Source organism: Psychrobacter sp. TWP2-1-2 (assembly GCF_049896785.1).
Taxonomy (GTDB): Bacteria; Pseudomonadota; Gammaproteobacteria; order Pseudomonadales; family Moraxellaceae; genus Psychrobacter.
On the sequence record NZ_JAFCVA010000007.1, the window covers coordinates 66613 to 85081 of the forward strand.

Sequence of the window (18469 nt, forward strand, 5' to 3'; positions counted from 1 at the left end):
ATGCTAGCTTGTACAAAGTTACTTGTTTTTCTTTAAGTCAGTAGCGGTTTGTTTTTTCTTCCAAGTTTGATATTTTTGCAAATCTTTTTCGACCAACTTCAAGCAAAAGGTGAGGACTAGCGCATCGTCAATATGACCGATAAAAGGTATGAAATCTGGAATGATATCGATTGGGTTGAGAGTATATAGCAGTCCAACCACACCTGCTGAAATGGTCTTGTAGGGAATATCGCGATAGTTTCCTTGATAGTAGTCTTTAATCAAGCTCATGAATAGCATCAAATCTTTGGCAAAACGCTCAAGATGGCTACTGTCTTTTAGCTTTTCTTGCAGTTTTTCTTCTTCGTTGATGAGGTACTCTAAATCAGTATCCAATATGTCCTCTTTTTTCTGTTTATCAGTCGCTTTCTCAGCCATTATTATTATCCTTATTTAACCGAAATCGGTATTCTCATACTACAACAAAGTCGCGGAATGTGCCAATACGGCTAGGTTTTTGGTATGTATCATGGCTAGCATCGCGAAAAATTAAATAGTGGCAAGGGTTGGGCAACTATCATCGCCAAAAAAGCGTTTACAATATGCTGCTGTGCGGTTTAAGCAAGTAGACTGCAAAAATAAAGATGATGCAAAAGTATATTAAAATAAAAATGATAAGGTGGCAGAGAGAGATGGTTTTCAAGAGTCAGTTATTAACAGATGATAGAAACAAAAATGAGCATACAGCGATTAAAACAACATCTGGGCTAAGCCGTAGGCAGTTTTTGCGTCGAGTAGGTGTCAGTGCGGGTACTGCTGCATTAGCAAGCCAAAGTATCTCTCAGGTTTGGGCCACCAGTTCTATCGAGCCTAATGGCAGCACCCAGCTTACTAAGGACGATTTACCAACAGAATCATTAAACGAGCAGACGCCATTCATACAGACCACTTGTATCACACCTACGATTGAGACACGACTGTTCGCTAGCTCCAACGTTGGTGGTAGTGGTGACCGCACCCAATTGGCATTAGATCGTGTGGCCTGTGCAGGTTTTAAAGTCAATAATCCTACGATTACCAATCGGCAGTATCTGCGTTTTGCTGGTACGGATTCGCAGCGAGCGAGTGACCTGCAAAACATCGCGACGGGTGCTATCGCAGCGCCCAAATTGCTGCTGGGTGTGCGCGGTGGCTACGGTGCCATGCGCATATTGCCGATGGTTGATTGGTCGACGCTAGGTCGTATTATGCAGGGGCGAGGCACGATACTCGCAGGTTTCAGTGATGTGACCGCTATTCAGTGCGCGCTACTGGCAAAGGGTGATATGAGCTCGCTTACGGCGCCGATGCTTTATAGTGAATTTGGCAAGACCAAACCTGATGAAGTCAGCTGTCGACAGTTTGTTGAAGCGCTCACCAATCCTAATCTGGTTATTAATATATCAGACGCGGCACTAACCAGTCAGAAACTCCCAAGCATTTTGACAAGTAGTGAGCCAAAAACCATCACTGGCACGATGTGGGGCGGCAATCTAAGCGTGGTATCGGCGCTGGCAGGTAGTGAGTACTTGCCGCGCATTGATGGCGGTATTGTATTCTTAGAAGATGTGGGCGAGCAACCTTATCGTATTGAGCGCATGTTATATGACTTATATCTCGCAGGTGTCTTTAAAAATCAGCAAGCGATTGTATTTGGGGCACTGTCTGCTGCAGGAGAGGACAGTTATGACAAGCGTTATGATGTGGCTACGGTGATTCGTCAATTGCATCAGCTGACAGGATTACCGATTTATAGCGGCATGCGTTTTGGTCATATTGGACAAAAACACAGCTTTCCACTCGGAGCGACTTGTCAGCTGACGCCTAATACCGATGGCGGCTACCAGCTAGCATTTACAGATTACCCAACCATCAAGGCTGATGCTATCCAAGTAGAAGGGTTATGGCAAACTGCTTAAACGCTAAACATTAAGCACTAATCTCTAACTACTATGCATTGCCATGACTAAATCGCTAACCGCGAAAACTTATCTTGATATTCTTTGGGGGTTAGCTCTGTCGCGCGTTTGAATAGGCGTGTGAACGAAGAGATGTCATCATAGCCAACTTGCTCGGCAAGCGATTTTATGGTCACATCTCCTAACTCTAGCAGGCGTTTTGCCTGCTCAATTCTGACGGCCTGAATATACTCAATCGGGCGCATAGCAACAGCAGACTGAAAGCGTCTGTTTAAAGTACGCGGCGTGATATTGACCATGGCAGCCAATCCGCTCACCTGAATAGTCTGATAAAAATTTTCCTCAATGAATTCTTGTACCTGCTTGATCAGTTGGTCTGAATGGGGTTTGTGCAAGGTCACATTGGTATAGCTGTTCTGACTGCCTCTCTTGCTATCGATAATTTGGGTTTTGGCCACTTGTGTAGAAATCTCATGTCCACAATAGCGCTCTATCAATAACAGTCCTAAGTCAAAAAATGCACTACCACCCGCCGCACAAAATATATTACCCGATTGGCTCTCTGACTTGTTCTTTGAATGAGTGACAAACTGGTTTTCCTGTAAGTCAACGAGTGGAAAATCTGCCTTGAATTTACTGGCGTAACCCCAGTGCGTGGTGGCGATTTTATGATCTAATAATCCTGCCTTTGCCAAAAAAAAAGCACCACTACAGTTGCTGGCCATATCTGATTTGGTGTCTGCCAACCGCGTTAGATGGGGTATCAAATCTGCATTTTGGCTCAGTGCCTTATCGATTGAATCACCAATCGTCGGAATCAATAGCAAGTCGCATTCCGCCACGTCCTGAATATCGCAATGTGCTTGCATGATTAAGCGGTTGCTACATCTGATATCTATGCCACCAACGCTTGCTATCTGCACATTGAACCGTGGTTCTACTGGCTCATCTAAAAATCGCTGCCAACTGACACCCGTAAATGAAAATAAATCTAATGCGCCTGTCAATGCGCTACCGAGCACACCATCGAATCCGATAATGATGACTTTAAACGGTTTGAAATAGGGCATAGGTGTCTATCCTTCTTTTAATTCTAAAACCGAAAATATCAAATTTTTATCTGAACTCTCGAAATATAAACGCTATTTATGTCATATTTGACCATAATTATGTCATAAATGACAATACGGTAAGACGTTAAATTAGCTTAATATCGATTGATAACCAAATTTAATCAGTTAACGAGAATACTATGGCAGCAGATACGCTTATCAATGACTTTGAGTTACCGTTCCAATTATATGATGTATTGGGCACTGAAAATTTAACCAAGCATGCTAAGTTTGCAGAGCATAGCCGCGAAACGTTTGACGCAGTACTGGATACAGCCAATAAAATTGCGACCCAGTTATTTTTGCCGCATAACCACGTAGCAGACAAGAATGAGCCACAGTTTGATGGCAAAAAAGTCAGCATGATAAGTGATGTAAAAGTCGCTTTTGATGCATTCCGTGAGTCAGGGTTTATCGCAGGTCGTTATAGTTTTGAAGATGGCGGAATGCAGTTGCCTGAGACAGTGATGACAGCCGTGGCAGGTTATTTTATGGCTGCCAATCCCTCAACCACTGCTTATCCATTTTTGACCACTGCTGCAATTAATGTAATTTCACACTTTGCCAGTGACGAGATTAAAGCTGCCTTTATGCCGCGCATGCTGACAGGTGAATTCACCGGAACGATGGCATTAACAGAGCCACATGCAGGTTCGTCACTTGCTGATATCAAAACCACTGCGGTAAAACAAGACGATGGCTCTTACCGCGTCAAAGGCAGCAAAATTTATATCTCAGGCGGTGATCACGAGCTGTCTGACAATATCGTCCATCTCGTATTGGCCAAAGTGCCAGGTGGTCCAGGTGGTGTCAAAGGTATCTCTTTATTTGCGGTACCCAAGTATCGCTTAAACGAGGATGCATCGGTCGGCGAATGCAACGATGTACATTTAACAGGACTCATTCATAAGCTGGGCTATAGAGGCACGACGTCGACGGCATTGAGCTTCGGTGATGAGGGCGAGTGCCATGGTTATCTGATCGGTGAAGAGCATTTCGGCCTACGCTATATGTTCAAAATGATGAATGAAGCGCGCATCGCTGTCGGTTTTGGCGCGTCGATGGTCGGCTATCGCGGTTATCAGTATTCACTTGATTATGCCAAAGACAGAACGCAAGGTAGAATCGCTCCAAACAACAAACCTGAAGATGCGGCAACTGCAATCATTAATCATGGTGATGTAAAGCGCATGCTATTGGCGCAAAAAGCCTACTCTGAAGGTGGCATTTCATTATGCCTATATGGCTCAAACTTGATTGACCGTATCAATACTTGTGAAGACGAAACGTTAAAAAATGAGCTAACAGAGTTATTAGACCTGCTCACGCCAGTACTTAAAGCATGGCCGTCTGAGTATGGGCCAAAAGCTAATGATTTGGGTATTCAAGTATTGGGCGGTGCAGGTTATACACGTGAATATCAAGCCGAGCAGTTTTGGCGTGACAATCGCCTGAATCCTATCCATGAAGGCACAAATGGTGTGCAGGCATTGGATTTGTCATTTCGTAAGTTGTGGCAAAAAGGTGGGTTAGGTATTCAAATCCTAAAGCGTGAAATCACACAAGATTTGGAAAATATCACTACACCAGAAACGGCTCAATTAGCAGGTAAATTGATGCCTTACATGGGTCACTTGCATGAAGTATTGGTGCATTTAAGCAAAATCCTGCAAACAGAAAAAGCCATCACGTTGACAGGCAACGCGCAAGCACTGATGAATATCTTTGCCTCAATTGTGCTGAGCTGGATTTGGATTCGTCAAGCGAGTAAGGCTGAGCAGCTGCTAAGCACGACACAAGATGCTGAGCAACAGAATTTTTATAAAGGCAAGATACAAGCGGCAAAATATTTTATCGATTGGGAACTACCATTAGTTAAACGCGATATCGAATTATTAACCAACACCAACTCGGTTTGCACTGATATGCAAACAGAATGGTTCTAAGGGCAACTCTAAGGAAAGAGACATGACAAAAATGAATAAACAGTGGCGATTAAAAGCAAGACCGGTAGGCGAGCCTAGTGCCGAGACTTGGGATTATACCGAGATGGAAATCCCGACTATCACTGATGGTCAGTTACTGATTAAGGTTGAGTATATCTCTATCGATCCGGCGATGCGTGGTTGGTTGAACGATGCCAAATCTTATATTGCACCAGTTCAGATTGGTGACGTCATGCGCGCTGGCACTGTAGGCGAAGTGATTGAAAGCAAACATGAGAAATTTGCGGTTGGTGACTATGTCGCAGGTCACGATGGCGTGCAGTCCTATGCCGTCAGTGATGGCGCCAATCTGTATAAAGTTGATCCAAAACTGGCGCCATTGTCTTATTACTTGGGCGTGCTCGGTATGCCAGGTATGACAGGGTATTTTGGTCTGCTAAAAACAGGTCAGCCAAAAGCGGGCGAGACTGTGGTCGTCTCTGGCGCAGCTGGTGCCGTTGGTAGTTTGGTTGGTCAAATCGCCAAGATCAAAGGTTGCCGTGTCGTTGGTATCGCAGGCGGTGCTGAGAAATGTAAATTCTTAGTCGATGAGCTTGGGTTCGATGCAACGATTGACTACAAAAACGAAGATGTGAAAAAAGCATTGAAGAAAACTTGTCCTGATGGCGTCGATGTGTACTTTGACAACGTAGGCGGTGATATCCTGAATGACGTGCTCACACAAATAAACCTGCATGCGCGTATCGTCATTTGCGGTGCGATTAGTCAGTATAACAACACCACAGAAGTCAGAGGTCCATCGAACTATTTGTCATTATTGGTCAACCGTGCCCGCATGGAAGGCATCGTTGTCTTTGACAATATCAAAGAATATCCAGTCGCCATGAAAGACATTGCTGGCTGGATTCAGTCAGGTGATATGAAAGTGAAAGACCATATCGTTGAAGGTATCGAGACGTTCCCAGATACCTTGATGATGCTCTTTAACGGTGAAAACTTCGGCAAACTAGTACTTAAGGTATAGGGATAGATCATGACACTGAATACAAACGGAATTGCATCAGATGTAACGGGCAAACGAATTTTGATCACGGGCGGTGCCTCAGGTATCGGTGCAGCAAGTGCGTTATTGCTCGCCAGTCGCGGTGCGAAAGTTGTGATTGGTGATATGGCAGAAGAGATGGGTGCTGCGGTTGCCAAGCAAGGTCAAGATGCTGGTAATAGCATCGTCTTCAAAAAAGTAGACGTGACCAGTGGTGATGAAGTACGTGCTTTATTTGCTTTTGCTATGGACACGCTTGGCGGTTTAGATGTGGTGGTAAGTAACGCTGGTATCGACCACAAGCCTTCGCCAATGCATGAGTTGAGCGATGATGACTTTGATCGTAATATCGCCGTTAATCTAAAAGGCGTCTGGCATTGTATGCGCGCTGCTGTTACTTGTATGGCGCCCAATGGCGGCGGTCATGTGATTAATGTGGCCTCGATTGCAGGTTTGCGTTCAGCACCACTGCTGACAGCTTATAGCGCTGCCAAGCATGGCGTCATGGGGCTGACCAAATCTGCTGCTCATGAATATGCCCGTGTCAATATTCGTTTTAACGCGGTATGCCCAAGCTTCATTGATACGCCAATGGTACGAAATACCATGGCGACCATGGACGAGCGTACGCAGCAAGCAACGATTAAGGCCAGTCCAATGCGCCGTTTGGGAGACGTGAACGAAGTGTCAGGCGCGATTGCTTGGCTGGCTAGTGATGAAAGCAGTTTTATGAATGGTCATGCCTTTACACTCGATGGTGGTATGCTGGCGTAACTATGACAATTGAGCGCTCATTATGCAATTTATTAGTGCTCGATAATCGCTGTTAGACATGACAGCGATTATCTGCGTTTAGTTATCCAATTTTAGACGCCTGTTTTGGATAGATGAATTCAGCGCTCAAGAATGATAGAAAATATAAAGTTGATAAAAATATAAGGAATCATGATGAAAGATTTATTTGATTTAACCGGTAAGGTTGCTTTGGTTACTGGCGCAAGCCGCGGTATTGGCGAATCTATTGCTCGTTTATTGGCATCAAGAGGCGCACATGTTATTGTCTCTAGCCGCAAAATCGATGCTTGCCAAGCAGTCGCTGATAGCATCATCGCAGATGGTTACAAAGCCAGTGCTTTTGCTTGTCACGTGGGCGAGATGGCACAGATTGATGCGATTTTTGAGCATATTAAAAGCGAGTTTGGCCAAATTGATATCTTAGTGAATAATGCCGCAGCCAACCCTTACTATGGTCATATTTTAGATACGGATTTAGCCGCCTTTGATAAAACCGTGGAAGTAAACATTCGCGGCTATTTCTTTATGTCGACAGCCGCTGGCAAAATGATGAAAGAGCAAGGTGGCGGCGTCATCTTGAATACCGCATCGGTCAATGGCTTGGTGGCAGGCGACAAGCAAGGTATCTACTCAATTACCAAAGCAGCGGTCATTAGCATGACTAAAGCTTTTGCCAAAGAATGTGGCCCACTCAATATCCGCGTCAATGCTTTATTGCCAGGCTTAACCGATACCAAGTTTGCCTCGGCCTTAACCACCAATGATAAAGTGTTAAAAATGGCGCTACATGCTATTCCACTAGGACGTGTTGCGAATCCTGATGAGATGGCTGGCACGGTATTATATCTAGTGTCTGATGCATCAAGTTATACCACGGGCGCGACCATCGTCGTCGATGGCGGTATGTTAGCTTAATCAGCAAACTACAGCATATAAGTTGAAAGAAAAAATTACTATTAAAGATCGCATGAGATTTCTTTTCATGCGGTTTTTTTCGATTTGATTTTTGATCGAGTGTCTAAATACGCTTAGTGTCATTGCATCGATAGATTATTAATTTAAAGTAAAAATATGCTGTGTAATGGCATAATAAACCTGACAATAGCTACTTGGACAATATAATGGAGTTACGCATGGATTCAGTGACCAATCATAAAATAAATATAATCTCTCAAAATAAAACATGGCTATTCGTGCCAGCGACTCGCATCGACAGAGTAGCCAAGGCTTTTGCTAGTAGCGCAGATGCGGTTATTGTCGATTTAGAAGATGCCGTTGCGCCAGAAGATAAAGCAGACGCCCGCAAAGCATTGCAACAATATCATGACAGTGCAGATTATCAGCCGATTTGGGTACGTATTAATAAAGCAGGCAGTGAGGCATTTATAAAAGATATCGCGCTGTGTCAGCAGATGCCTAATCTTGTAGGAATTATACTGGCCAAGGCGGAGCAAGTATCAGATATTGAGCAAGCCTATCAAGGTACTGGCTTACCTATTATTGCACTCATAGAAAGTGCGGTTGGGTTGTATAACATTGATGCGATGGCTAAAGTGTCAGGCTTGGTCGGATTCAGCTATGGTTTTTTAGATTTATGCAATGATTTACAAGTGCAAGTAGGTACGGCGGCGGCCGATATTATTGCTAACCAGATTCGCTATCAATTAATACTGACTTCAAAAGTGCACCAATTGTCCCCACCGATTGATACTGTTTATCCTGATTTTAATGATGAGATAGGACTAAGCGCCCGAGTAAGTTTATGGTCACAGATGGGTATGTCAGGAATGCTGTGTATTCATCCCAAACAAGTAGCTGTCGTCCAGCAGGCATTAAAGCCGACTAACAACGCATTGTCATTTGCTAAGCGTGTGGTCGAAGAGTATGAGCGCAGTGGACAGGCAGTCTTCAAAATAGATGGTCAAATGGTAGATGCGCCAGTGATTGAGCGCAGCCATCAATTATTGAATCAACTACTGGCAAAGTAGCAGGGAAGCAAATAATGGTTTATTATTCACCATACTTATTTATGATTTAAAAAGAGCTCTATGATTTTTATCAGCAATACCATTAGCCTGAATGACAGCGAAGTAGAGATTAGCGCCATACGCGCGCAAGGGGCAGGCGGGCAAAACGTCAATAAAGTCTCTTCTGCGATTCATTTGCGTTTTGATATTCATGCCTCAAGCTTAAGCGATGTCATTAAACAGCGTTTATTGGACAGCAAAGACAGCCGAATTACCAAAGAAGGTGTGCTTATTATTAAAGCGCAGCAGTTTCGTACCCAAGAACGCAATCGAATTGATGCCTTGGAGCGGCTGCAAAGCTTTATTATAAAAGCCACTCATGTCAATAAAACCCGTAAAGCGACCAAACCTAGCAGAAATGCCAAACGTAAACGCGTCGATCAAAAAACCCAGCGCGGTAAGACCAAAGCGTTACGTGGCAAGGTAGATTTTTAAATAAACGGCTTAATTTTTTAATAAACCAAACAGCAAAATGCCAGCCCATTTAAGGGGCTGGCATTTTTTATGCTTATTTACTATCAAATTTTTAGCTAACCAAGTCTTCTACTTAATTCAGGAAAGCGCTTTATCATAAATAACATCAAGAGCAGCGACACACTGGCGATAGCCGCGCCAACATAACCGACACTTGATATAGAAATATGCGTTACGGCATAACCACCAAACAGCGCACCGGCGCCAATGCCTAAATTAATAATCCCTGAGAACATCGACATCAGCATGTCTTGCGCCGTGACATCGACCATGATGACTTTGGCTTGCATGGAGATAATCAGCAGCATCAGCGCCGCGCCCCACAGTAACGCAATGAAACTCAGCGCCCAGATAGAGGTCACGGCAAACAATAGCACCAGCATAGATATCAGCATTAATATGATCGATATCAGCATCAATCTGGTATTAAAACGATCACCCCAGCGACTGAATATCACACTGCCGGCAATCCCTGCCACCCCAAATAATAGCAAGACAACCGTCGCGGCGTTTTCACTAATAGCGCCAACCTGTCGCATAAAGGGTTCGATATAAGAGTAAGCGGTATAGTGCGCGGTAAAGACCAGTAAAATGAGTAGATACAAACAGACCAATAAGGGATTTTTGAGCAATTCTGGAATCTTTCTAAACGAGCCTTCAAACATACTTGGTAGCGTTGGCAATAGCCTTGCTTGCAAGATAAACACGATAAAAGCAATCACCCCAATACCGCCAAATGTTGCCCGCCAGCCAAACCATTGACCGACTAAGCGCCCTAGTGGCACGCCAAGCACCATCGCCAATGAAGTACCGGTCGCAAGTACACTAAGTGCCAGTGCTTTTTTGCCTTCTGGTGCTACGCGTATCGCAATCGCTGCGGTGATGGACCAAAATATCGCGTGTGATAGCGCAATACCAACACGGCTAATCAGCAATACATCAAAGCTCCATGCAAATACGGACAATACATGGCTGGCAATAAAAACCACAAACAAGCCCAAAAGTAAGCTTTTACGCTCAAATCGGCTGGTAAGTAGCATCAATGGTAATGACATGGCCGCAACAATCCACGCATAGAGCGTCAACATCCAGCCAGTTTCTGCTGTAGTGATGGAAAAATCTTGGGCGATGTCACTTAATAGGGCAACGGGAACAAATTCGGTGGTATTCATAATAAAGGCGCTGACGCCCATTAAGAATACTTGGAAATACTGAGTTCGGCGAGCATTTGCGCTCACCTCAAGGTTATGTTTCATATGATCCAATACAAATAAAGAAGGCGCTAATAGTGCAAATTAGCTGAAAAATAATTCATGAGTTTAAGAATAACGGCGGCATAGGTCGTAATGATGAAAAAGAGGAGGGCAAGATAGCAAATCAGTTGCGGTATGTCAGAGCCTATCATCAGACCCTACTATTTTATCAGGAATCGACCGTTTTTTTGTAGGAGAGTCTTTAAAATTAGCGACCGAATAATTGGTTGAATGGTTAAATAAATCCGATGATGGCATCAGTGTCAGTTACATAGTGTTTATAGTGAGGTATCGCTATTTACGCTTGAATATAGGTATGATGACGGCATAAGGATAGGCATAGGAATGCCTGATAACGTGATTTTAAATAACCACTGATATTTTACTAAGATGGAATAAAAGAAAAGCAATCTATGAAAACAAACACCAATAAACCATTAGCCTTTAGACGATATCCTTCAACGACGGCGCTGCAATGTTTTGAGACCGCTGCCCGTCATTTGAGTTTTACCAATGCCGCGCAAGAGATGCACATGACCCAAAGCGCCATCAGTAAGCAAGTGGCGCAGTTGGAGGAGATGCTAAATCTGTCTTTGTTTTATCGGACGCCGCACCGGATTTCATTGACCCCTGCTGGCAAGTCATATTATCTTGAAGTATTAGAGATTTTAAAACATATCGAGGTGGCGACCACCAATTTGATGTCGCATAGCAGTAATACCGAGCTGCTAAAAATCGTCTCACATCCGACATTTTGTGCCCGTTGGTTGATTCCAGCACTCAGTGGCTTTAGTCAAGAATATCCCCTTATTAACTTGGATATTAAAGAGCTGGCGGGGCCGTTTTTTTCTGAAGACCAAAATGTCGATATTGCTTTTTTATATGGTGATGGCATGTGGAGCAATATGGAGTCTATAAAACTGTTCGATGAATACTGCGTTGCAGTCTGTCAGCCGCAGTATTTGCGAGATAAAACACTGAGTACTGAGTGTCTAAATGACTATGTGTTATTGCAAATAAGTTCGCGCTTAAGTGCGTGGTATGAATACTTTAAGCAACAAGATATCAGCGTCGATGGCACCTTTGTAGGTCCACGTTTTGAGACTTTCCATGCTTGCATTTCTGCCGCCTTACTGGGCTATGGTATAGCCTTAGTGCCGTTACGTTTGGTTGAGCCTGAACTGCAATCAGGCGCTTTGGTGATGGCGTGGGATTATGCGGCAAAGGGTCGCGGCAGCTATTATGTGACTTATCCTGTCTCTTCAGGGCAATCGCATAAGGTCAAAGCGGTTTTAGAATGGATTACGGCTTATTTGGCAATCTCAGATCAGCGTGAAAAGGCGTTAGGGCTTGCTTTATAATTTATATCTTATTATTTTATTCTACAAAGTTATCTGCTGTGAGAATTTAACACGCTAAACAAAAAAACTGCCTTGATACGCAGTTTTTTCGTTTTTAAAGGATTCGTTTAGGGAGCTAATTTACTGGTAATGACAAAAAGGAATGCCACCACAACTATTATTCGTTTGCTGCCTAAGTGATGTTTTGTTGAAATGAGTCTAACTCAAGGAAGAGATAGAGATTCATCATGGACAAGCTTTATAACGTGACCGATGCCTTTACGATGGTGCATCCGCTCACGCTCGTCAAAGGCAAAAATGCCAGAGTTTGGGACGACAATGACCGCAGCTATATCGATTTTGTTGGCGGTATTGGTGTTTTAAACTTTGGTCATTGCCACCCTCACATCGTTGAGGCCATCATCCAGCAAGCCCAGTCGCTGATTCACTATGCCTACAATGCGGCAGCGCATCAGCCGTATCAAACCTTTATGCCTCGATTGTCTGAGCTGGTGCCTATCAACGGCGAACTGGCAGGCATGCTCACCAACTGCGGCGCAGAAGCCACCGAAAACGCCATCAAGATAGCACGCCTTAAAACGGGTCGCACGGGTGTCATTGCCTTTGATGGCGGCTTTCATGGGCGCACACTGGCTGCCGTTAATCTCAATGGTAAGGTCGCGCCTTATAAGCGCGGGCTTGGTGCATTGGCCAGTGGCGTTTATCACATTCCTTTTCCCAGTCCCGATAACAATATCAGCGACGAGCAAGCGATTGACGCGCTCCAGCGTTTATTTATGGTAGAAACTGATATCGACAATATCGGTGCCATTATCGTCGAACCTGTACAAGGGGAAGGCGGTTTTCAATTGTTGTCGCCCACCTTTGCGCAGTATCTACGTAAGTTTTGCGATGAACACGGCATGTTACTCATCATGGACGAAATCCAATCTGGTTATGGTCGTACGGGTACGCCGTTTGCTTTTACTCATTTAGGGATTGAGCCTGATCTTATATTACTTGGCAAGAGTATTGCAGGTGGCTTGCCTTTAGGCGCAGTCATAGGGAAGGCTAGTGTGGTCAATGGTCTACCTAAAGGCAGCTTGGGTGGTACCTATTCCGGCAATCCAGTCGCCTGCGCCGCGGCCAATGCCACGCTTGATATCATGGAAGCCGATGACGTTTGGCAGTTAGCCAAGCATTATGCACAGACGATTGAGACGACCATCAGTCAATGGCAACAGGAAGGTATTTCACCTTGGTTGTTTGGTCTTACGGGTATCGGTGCGATGCGCGGTATCGAGCTGCGTCATCCTGAGCATGATGTGCATCCGAGTGTGATGGCGCAAGTATTAGTGCAAGCACGCGAACGTGGTCTACTGCTGATGCCAAGTGGGCAATATCGCCATATCATCCGCTTATTGCCGCCACTAACCATAGAACCTGAGACTCTAAAAGAAGGGTTAGCTATTCTAAAAGAGGTGCTCATCGCACTTCCTGATGGGTTACCTGTCGCTTAATGTTTAGGAATGTTTAGGAATGTTTAGGAGTGCTTAGGATGGATAGCGCATCGCCATAACCAAATGCTCGAAACCAAATATCGATTACTTAAAAATTTCTTAACCCTATTACAAGGATGTTTATCTGTGAAAAATAATAGCGTCAGTCCAGATAAGGATTTTATCTGCAGCGATGATATACGTCATCATTTTTCTATGGCCATGTCAGCCATGTACCAAAACGAGGTGCCGCTATACGGTGACTTGGTTGATTTGGTCAGTGATGTCAATGCCGAGGTGTTGATATCACACCCCGATGTCAAATCACAGCTGCTACATACGGGCGAGATTGAGCGTCTGAGCATGGAGCGCCACGGGGCGATTCGACTGGGTACCGCAGCAGAGCTAAGCATGATGCGCCGTCTCTTTGCGGTGATGGGTATGTACCCTGTTGGTTACTACGATTTAGCGCCTGCTGGTGTGCCAGTCCACTCAACAGCCTTTCGTGCACTTGACTCGCATTCATTGCATAAAAGTCCTTTTCGCGTATTTACCTCGTTATTGCGTTTAGATTTGATTGCTGATGACACCTTACAACAAGAAGCCACGGCCACATTGGCGCAGCGTCAGATATTCACTGCTGGCGTTATTGAGCTTATTGAGATTTTTGAGGTGCAAGGTGGTTTGACTGCTGCGCAAGCAGAACAGTTTGTCCAAGAAGCGCTAGAGACATTTCGCTGGCATGATAAAACGCCGGTGGCAAAAGCGCTCTATCAGCGTCTATTAAATCAGCATCCGCTGGTCGCAGATGTGGTCGGCTTTAAGGGTCCGCATATCAATCATTTAACGCCTCGAACCTTGGATATTGATGCCGTACAACAAGGGATGCAAGCCCGCGGCATACCCTCAAAAGCCATCATCGAAGGGCCACCGCGTAGAACTTGTCCTATCTTATTAAGGCAAACCAGTTTTAAAGCACTACAAGAAGCAGTTGGCTTTAAAGTTGCCGATACTGCAGACGCTAGCCATGAAGAGTACGAGCAAGGGCATCATACCGCGCGCTTTGGCGAGATTGAGCAACGCGGTGTGGCGTTAACACAAAAGGGCCGCGCGCTTTATGATGAACTACTGAGCGAAGCTCGTCGCCAGCTTGGTGCTACCCCAAATGAGGATAATGCGGCTCAATATAATCAAATTTTAGCCGAAGTATTTACCGCTTTTCCTGATAATTATCAAACTCTACACGATGAGGGGCTGGCGTATTTTTATTACCAGTTGACGGATAGCAGCCTTGATTCTGAAGATGGTCAAGCATTATTGGCCACTACATTAACCAATGATGATTTGAATAAAATGCCTAATGCTAAGCTGAGCGCTCTGATTAATAATGAGGTCCTTCGCATTGAACCTATCGTTTATGAAGACTTTTTGCCTGTCAGTGCTGCCGGTATCTTTCAATCAAATCTGCAAGAGGCGCAGCCAAGCCAATATGACGGTTACTCAAGCCAACAAAATTTTGAGCGTGATTTGGGCGCAGCTATTCACGATGAGATGGCATTGTATAAAGCGATGCAGGCGCAAAGCCTTGAGCAGTGCCTGTCTAGTGTCAGTATCTAGTACAAATTATGCTAGAAATGTCTAGCGTATAGCCGACTTATTAGCACGTCATTCCAAAAAGGAATGCCTGCAAGAAATTTATTATTTTGCAACTTAGTAGGTAGCAGGGTAATTTTATAAGTCAGTCAAGGACGTAGTAAACCATTATACCAATATGCAAGGGATTGATTATGATTAAGCAATATATGTCTGCAATGGGCGTAGAAGAAGCACACTATCAACATGGCGACTTTGAAGTCACCACCCCAATTGATGGCTCAGTCATCGGTAAAGTCACGTTAGATACAGTGGCTGACGTCGATACTAAAATCCAAAATGCCAAACAAGCCTTTCAAGAATGGCGTGTCGTTCCTGCCCCTAAACGTGGTGAGTTGATTCGTCTTTTGGGTGAAGTCCTGCGTGAGCACAAAGAAGATTTAGGTATCTTAGTATCGCTAGAAGCCGGAAAAATCAAAGAAGAAGGCCTTGGCGAAGTACAAGAAATGATTGATATTTGCGACTTTGCCGTGGGCGTATCGCGTCAGCTTTATGGTCTAACCATCGCCTCAGAACGCCCAGGTCACCACATGCGTGAGACATGGCATCCACTTGGTGTCATCGGCGTCATCTCTGCCTTTAACTTCCCCGTTGCCGTTTGGTCTTGGAACACGGCGCTGGCCATTGTCTGTGGCAACCCTGTCATCTGGAAACCTTCAGAAAAAACCCCACTTGTCGCCTTAGCGTGCCAAGCATTATTTGAAAAAGCCTTGGCAAAATTTGGTGAAGCACCAGCACATTTATCGCAAATCATATTGGGCAAAACCGATATCGGTAATGCGTTGGTTGAAAACAAAGATATCTCTTTAGTCAGTGCCACCGGCAGTACGCGCATGGGCCGAGAAGTAGGACCCAAAGTCGCTGAGCGTTTTGGTAAATGTTTGCTTGAGCTTGGTGGTAATAACGCCATGATTTTGGCACCAACGGCGGACTTGGATTTGGCGCTACGTGGCATTCTATTCTCTGCAGTGGGAACGGCAGGTCAGCGCTGCACCACCTTACGCCGTCTGTTCGTTCATGAGTCGGTCAAAGACGATATCTTACCGCGCGTTAAGTCTGCTTACGAGACGGTGAGCATCGGTCATCCGCTTGAAGGCAATTTGGTCGGTCCACTGATTGATGAAGACAGCTTTAATAACATGCAAGCGGCGTTAGAAAAGGCTCGTAAGACTGGCGGTAAAGTCACAGGCGGCGACCGAGTTCTGATGGATAAGTTCCCAGATGCTTATTATGTGACCCCTGCGATTGTTGAGCTTGATGAGCAAAATGACGTAGCACGTAGTGAGACGTTTGCGCCGATTTTATATGTCATGCCTTATAAAGAGTTTGACGACGCGCTAGCGATGCAAAACGATGTGCCACAAGGGCTGTCATCTTGTATCTTTACCAATGACTTACGTGAAGCTGAAACTTTCCTCAGCGACCGCGGTAGTGATTGCGGTATCGCTAACGTCAACATCGGCACCAGTGGCGCTGAGATTGGCGGCGCATTTGGCGGCGAAAAAGAAACCGGTGGTGGCCGTGAATCAGGTTCAGACGCATGGAAAGCTTATATGCGCCGTCAGACCAATACAGTCAACTATTCAACCGAGATACCACTGGCGCAAGGCATCAACTTTGGCTAATAGTAGTTTGATTTGACGTGATGTGATGTGATGCTTGTTAAGTAGGCTCAGCGCTTATTTAGTAAGCCAATTATTCGCTATTTTGGTCGCCAATTATTAAGTATTTATTGTTTTAGTATGAAAGCCTGCGGAAGTGATGAATAACTATTCATGATTTCAAAAACAGGCTTTTTTACTCCCTTTTCAGTACTCTTTTCAGCGCTTTTTTAGCATTATCAGCAGCCATGGATTGGTTGTTTCCACTACTGTTATATCTATGACAGCAGTATCCACTACTAAGGAAGGTAGGTATCTTATGATGGATGATAAACCTTATGACGAAGCTAAAGAGGGCTACGGTCCGTCTTCTAGTTTTTTATTAGATATTGCACCTCTGGTGTTGACTGCCATTATTCTGATGGTGCAGTTTTTCGTATTCAAAGATTTTACCCCTCACATTCCCTTAGCTTGCGGTATTTTAATCACCGGCTTGTTTATGAAGCTGCGTGGCCGTGACTGGGATGGCATGGAACAACGCTTTTTAAAGGTTGTCAAAATTGGTTTACCGGCCATGATTATCTTGATGGGCGTTGGTATGCTCATCGGTGCTTGGATTATCGCTGGTACGGTTCCCACGATTTTATACTACGGTTTTAGCGTTTTTTCTCCTTCATCATTCCTAGTCTCTGTCTGTATCATCTGTGCCATTATTTCTGTTGCAACCGGTACCTCTTGGGGCACGGTTGGTACGGTTGGTCTTGCCATGATGGGTATTGGGCTAGGCTTGGGTATTCCGCCGTCACTAACGGGCGGTGCTATCGTCTCTGGTGCTTTTTTTGGTGACAAAATGTCTCCATTATCTGACACCACCAACTTAACGCCAGCCGCTGCCGGTGTTGATCTTTGGGAGCACATCCGCGGTATGTTGCCCACTACGGTACCTGCCATGGTAACTGCATTGATTATCTATGCGTGGATTGGTATGGGTTACGGCGCAGAAAATGTCGATTTAACCTCAATTAAAGAAATTCAAACTTCGCTAGCGGCTAACTATAACTTGAGCATAATTACGTTGTTACCGGCTGTTGTCGTTGTCATCGCAGCGGTGATGAAAATGCCTGCCATTCCAACAGTCTTATCTGGTGTGGTGGTCGCAGGATTGGTCGCCTTCTTTATGCAAGGCGTGGGTGTGCATGACATTTTTACGGTCTTACAAAATGGCTTTGTCAGTGAAACGGGCTTTGCTGTCGTGGATCAACTGCTGTCTAAAGGCGGCATTATGTCGATGACGTGGGTCGTGACTTTGACCATTTTTGCTTTAGCATTCGTCGGCTCAATTGAGCATTACGGTACGCTCAAAGCCATCATGGCAAAAATTAATAAGATGGTGAAATCAAGATTTGGCTTAGTAATGACCACGTATGCCAGCACGCTTGGTGTCGGTACGCTCATCGGTGACGTCTATACCACACTGGTGTTGCCAGGTCGTTTATTAAAAGACAAATATCAAGAAATGGGCTACAAGCGTACCACGCTTACTCGCTCTATTGAAGATACCGGAACCCTGTTATCTCCGCTTATTCCTTGGAACATGGGTGGTAGTTTCGTCGCGGCAACATTAGGTATTGCGACACTCACTTATGCACCATTCGCCTTTGCCTGTTGGTTATCGCCGCTATTTGGTTTGTTATGGGTGTTCTTAGACAAATTTATCCCCCGTGAAGAACCTACTGTAAATAACGACACAAGCACGCTCTCCACTGTAGACAACGTGTAATTTAGAAGGA

15 protein-coding genes are annotated in these 18469 nt (G+C 44.8%); 12 read left to right on the forward strand and 3 right to left on the reverse strand.

Features of this window, described 5'->3' with window-relative positions; translation table 11 throughout:
• Positions 1-18 precede the first annotated feature (18 nt).
• Positions 19-417: a YkvA family protein gene (locus tag ACP7AE_RS08185; RefSeq protein ID WP_201540291.1), complete on the reverse strand. Its 399-nt coding sequence runs from the start codon at positions 415-417 to the stop codon at positions 19-21.
• Between the two features lie 254 nt (positions 418-671).
• On the opposite strand from ACP7AE_RS08185, the gene ACP7AE_RS08190 reads away from it, so the two are divergent.
• Positions 672-1937: an LD-carboxypeptidase gene (locus ACP7AE_RS08190; RefSeq protein WP_426242427.1), complete on the forward strand. Its 1266-nt coding sequence runs from the start codon at positions 672-674 to the stop codon at positions 1935-1937.
• A gap of 47 nt (positions 1938-1984) precedes the next feature.
• Here ACP7AE_RS08190 and ACP7AE_RS08195 read toward each other — a convergent pair whose 3' ends face one another.
• Complete coding sequence (locus ACP7AE_RS08195) at positions 1985-3007, reverse strand: GlxA family transcriptional regulator (RefSeq protein WP_201540293.1); 1023 nt, start codon at positions 3005-3007, stop codon at positions 1985-1987.
• Positions 3008-3189: 182 nt separating this feature from the next.
• On the opposite strand from ACP7AE_RS08195, the gene ACP7AE_RS08200 reads away from it, so the two are divergent.
• The 6 genes from ACP7AE_RS08200 to arfB all read left to right on the forward strand — a co-directional run bounded on the left by ACP7AE_RS08200 (position 3190) and on the right by arfB (position 9294).
• Positions 3190-4995 (forward strand): acyl-CoA dehydrogenase, encoded by a 1806-nt coding sequence (locus ACP7AE_RS08200; protein WP_426242430.1) that lies wholly within the window; start codon positions 3190-3192, stop codon positions 4993-4995.
• 22 nt (positions 4996-5017) lie between these two features.
• Complete coding sequence (locus tag ACP7AE_RS08205; protein ID WP_426242432.1) at positions 5018-6019, forward strand: NADP-dependent oxidoreductase; 1002 nt, start codon at positions 5018-5020, stop codon at positions 6017-6019.
• Positions 6020-6028: 9 nt separating this feature from the next.
• Positions 6029-6811, forward strand: a complete 783-nt coding sequence (locus ACP7AE_RS08210; RefSeq protein WP_426242434.1) for an SDR family NAD(P)-dependent oxidoreductase — start codon at positions 6029-6031, stop codon at positions 6809-6811.
• A 171-nt stretch (positions 6812-6982) separates the two neighbouring features.
• On the forward strand, positions 6983-7747 hold the full coding sequence (locus ACP7AE_RS08215) for an SDR family oxidoreductase (RefSeq protein ID WP_426242436.1): 765 nt from the start codon (positions 6983-6985) through the stop codon (positions 7745-7747).
• 218 nt (positions 7748-7965) lie between these two features.
• The gene (locus tag ACP7AE_RS08220; protein WP_426242438.1) at positions 7966-8820 is read left to right on the forward strand and encodes an HpcH/HpaI aldolase/citrate lyase family protein; all 855 of its coding nucleotides are present in this window, start codon (positions 7966-7968) and stop codon (positions 8818-8820) included.
• A 60-nt stretch (positions 8821-8880) separates the two neighbouring features.
• Positions 8881-9294, forward strand: coding sequence for an alternative ribosome rescue aminoacyl-tRNA hydrolase ArfB (gene arfB, locus ACP7AE_RS08225; protein WP_201589017.1), 414 nt, complete (start codon positions 8881-8883; stop codon positions 9292-9294).
• 95 nt (positions 9295-9389) lie between these two features.
• Here arfB and ACP7AE_RS08230 read toward each other — a convergent pair whose 3' ends face one another.
• Positions 9390-10589 carry a sugar transporter gene (locus ACP7AE_RS08230; protein ID WP_201565330.1) on the reverse strand — a complete coding sequence of 400 codons (1200 nt, stop codon included), beginning with the start codon at positions 10587-10589 and terminating at the stop codon, positions 9390-9392.
• Between the two features lie 410 nt (positions 10590-10999).
• Here ACP7AE_RS08230 and ACP7AE_RS08235 point away from each other — a divergent pair, with 410 nt between their 5' ends.
• From ACP7AE_RS08235 to nhaC, 5 genes are all read left to right on the forward strand, one after another.
• The gene (locus ACP7AE_RS08235) at positions 11000-11947 is read left to right on the forward strand and encodes a LysR substrate-binding domain-containing protein (RefSeq protein ID WP_426242440.1); all 948 of its coding nucleotides are present in this window, start codon (positions 11000-11002) and stop codon (positions 11945-11947) included.
• A 227-nt stretch (positions 11948-12174) separates the two neighbouring features.
• Positions 12175-13446 carry a 2-aminoadipate transaminase gene (locus ACP7AE_RS08240; protein WP_426242442.1) on the forward strand — a complete coding sequence of 424 codons (1272 nt, stop codon included), beginning with the start codon at positions 12175-12177 and terminating at the stop codon, positions 13444-13446.
• Positions 13447-13572: 126 nt separating this feature from the next.
• Positions 13573-15042 carry a 2-oxoadipate dioxygenase/decarboxylase HglS gene (gene hglS / locus ACP7AE_RS08245; protein ID WP_426242444.1) on the forward strand — a complete coding sequence of 490 codons (1470 nt, stop codon included), beginning with the start codon at positions 13573-13575 and terminating at the stop codon, positions 15040-15042.
• Positions 15043-15212: 170 nt separating this feature from the next.
• Positions 15213-16703, forward strand: a complete 1491-nt coding sequence (locus ACP7AE_RS08250) for an aldehyde dehydrogenase family protein (protein ID WP_426242446.1) — start codon at positions 15213-15215, stop codon at positions 16701-16703.
• A gap of 295 nt (positions 16704-16998) precedes the next feature.
• Positions 16999-18459, forward strand: coding sequence for a Na+/H+ antiporter NhaC (nhaC, locus tag ACP7AE_RS08255; RefSeq protein WP_426242448.1), 1461 nt, complete (start codon positions 16999-17001; stop codon positions 18457-18459).
• The last annotated feature ends 10 nt before the right edge of the window (positions 18460-18469 follow it).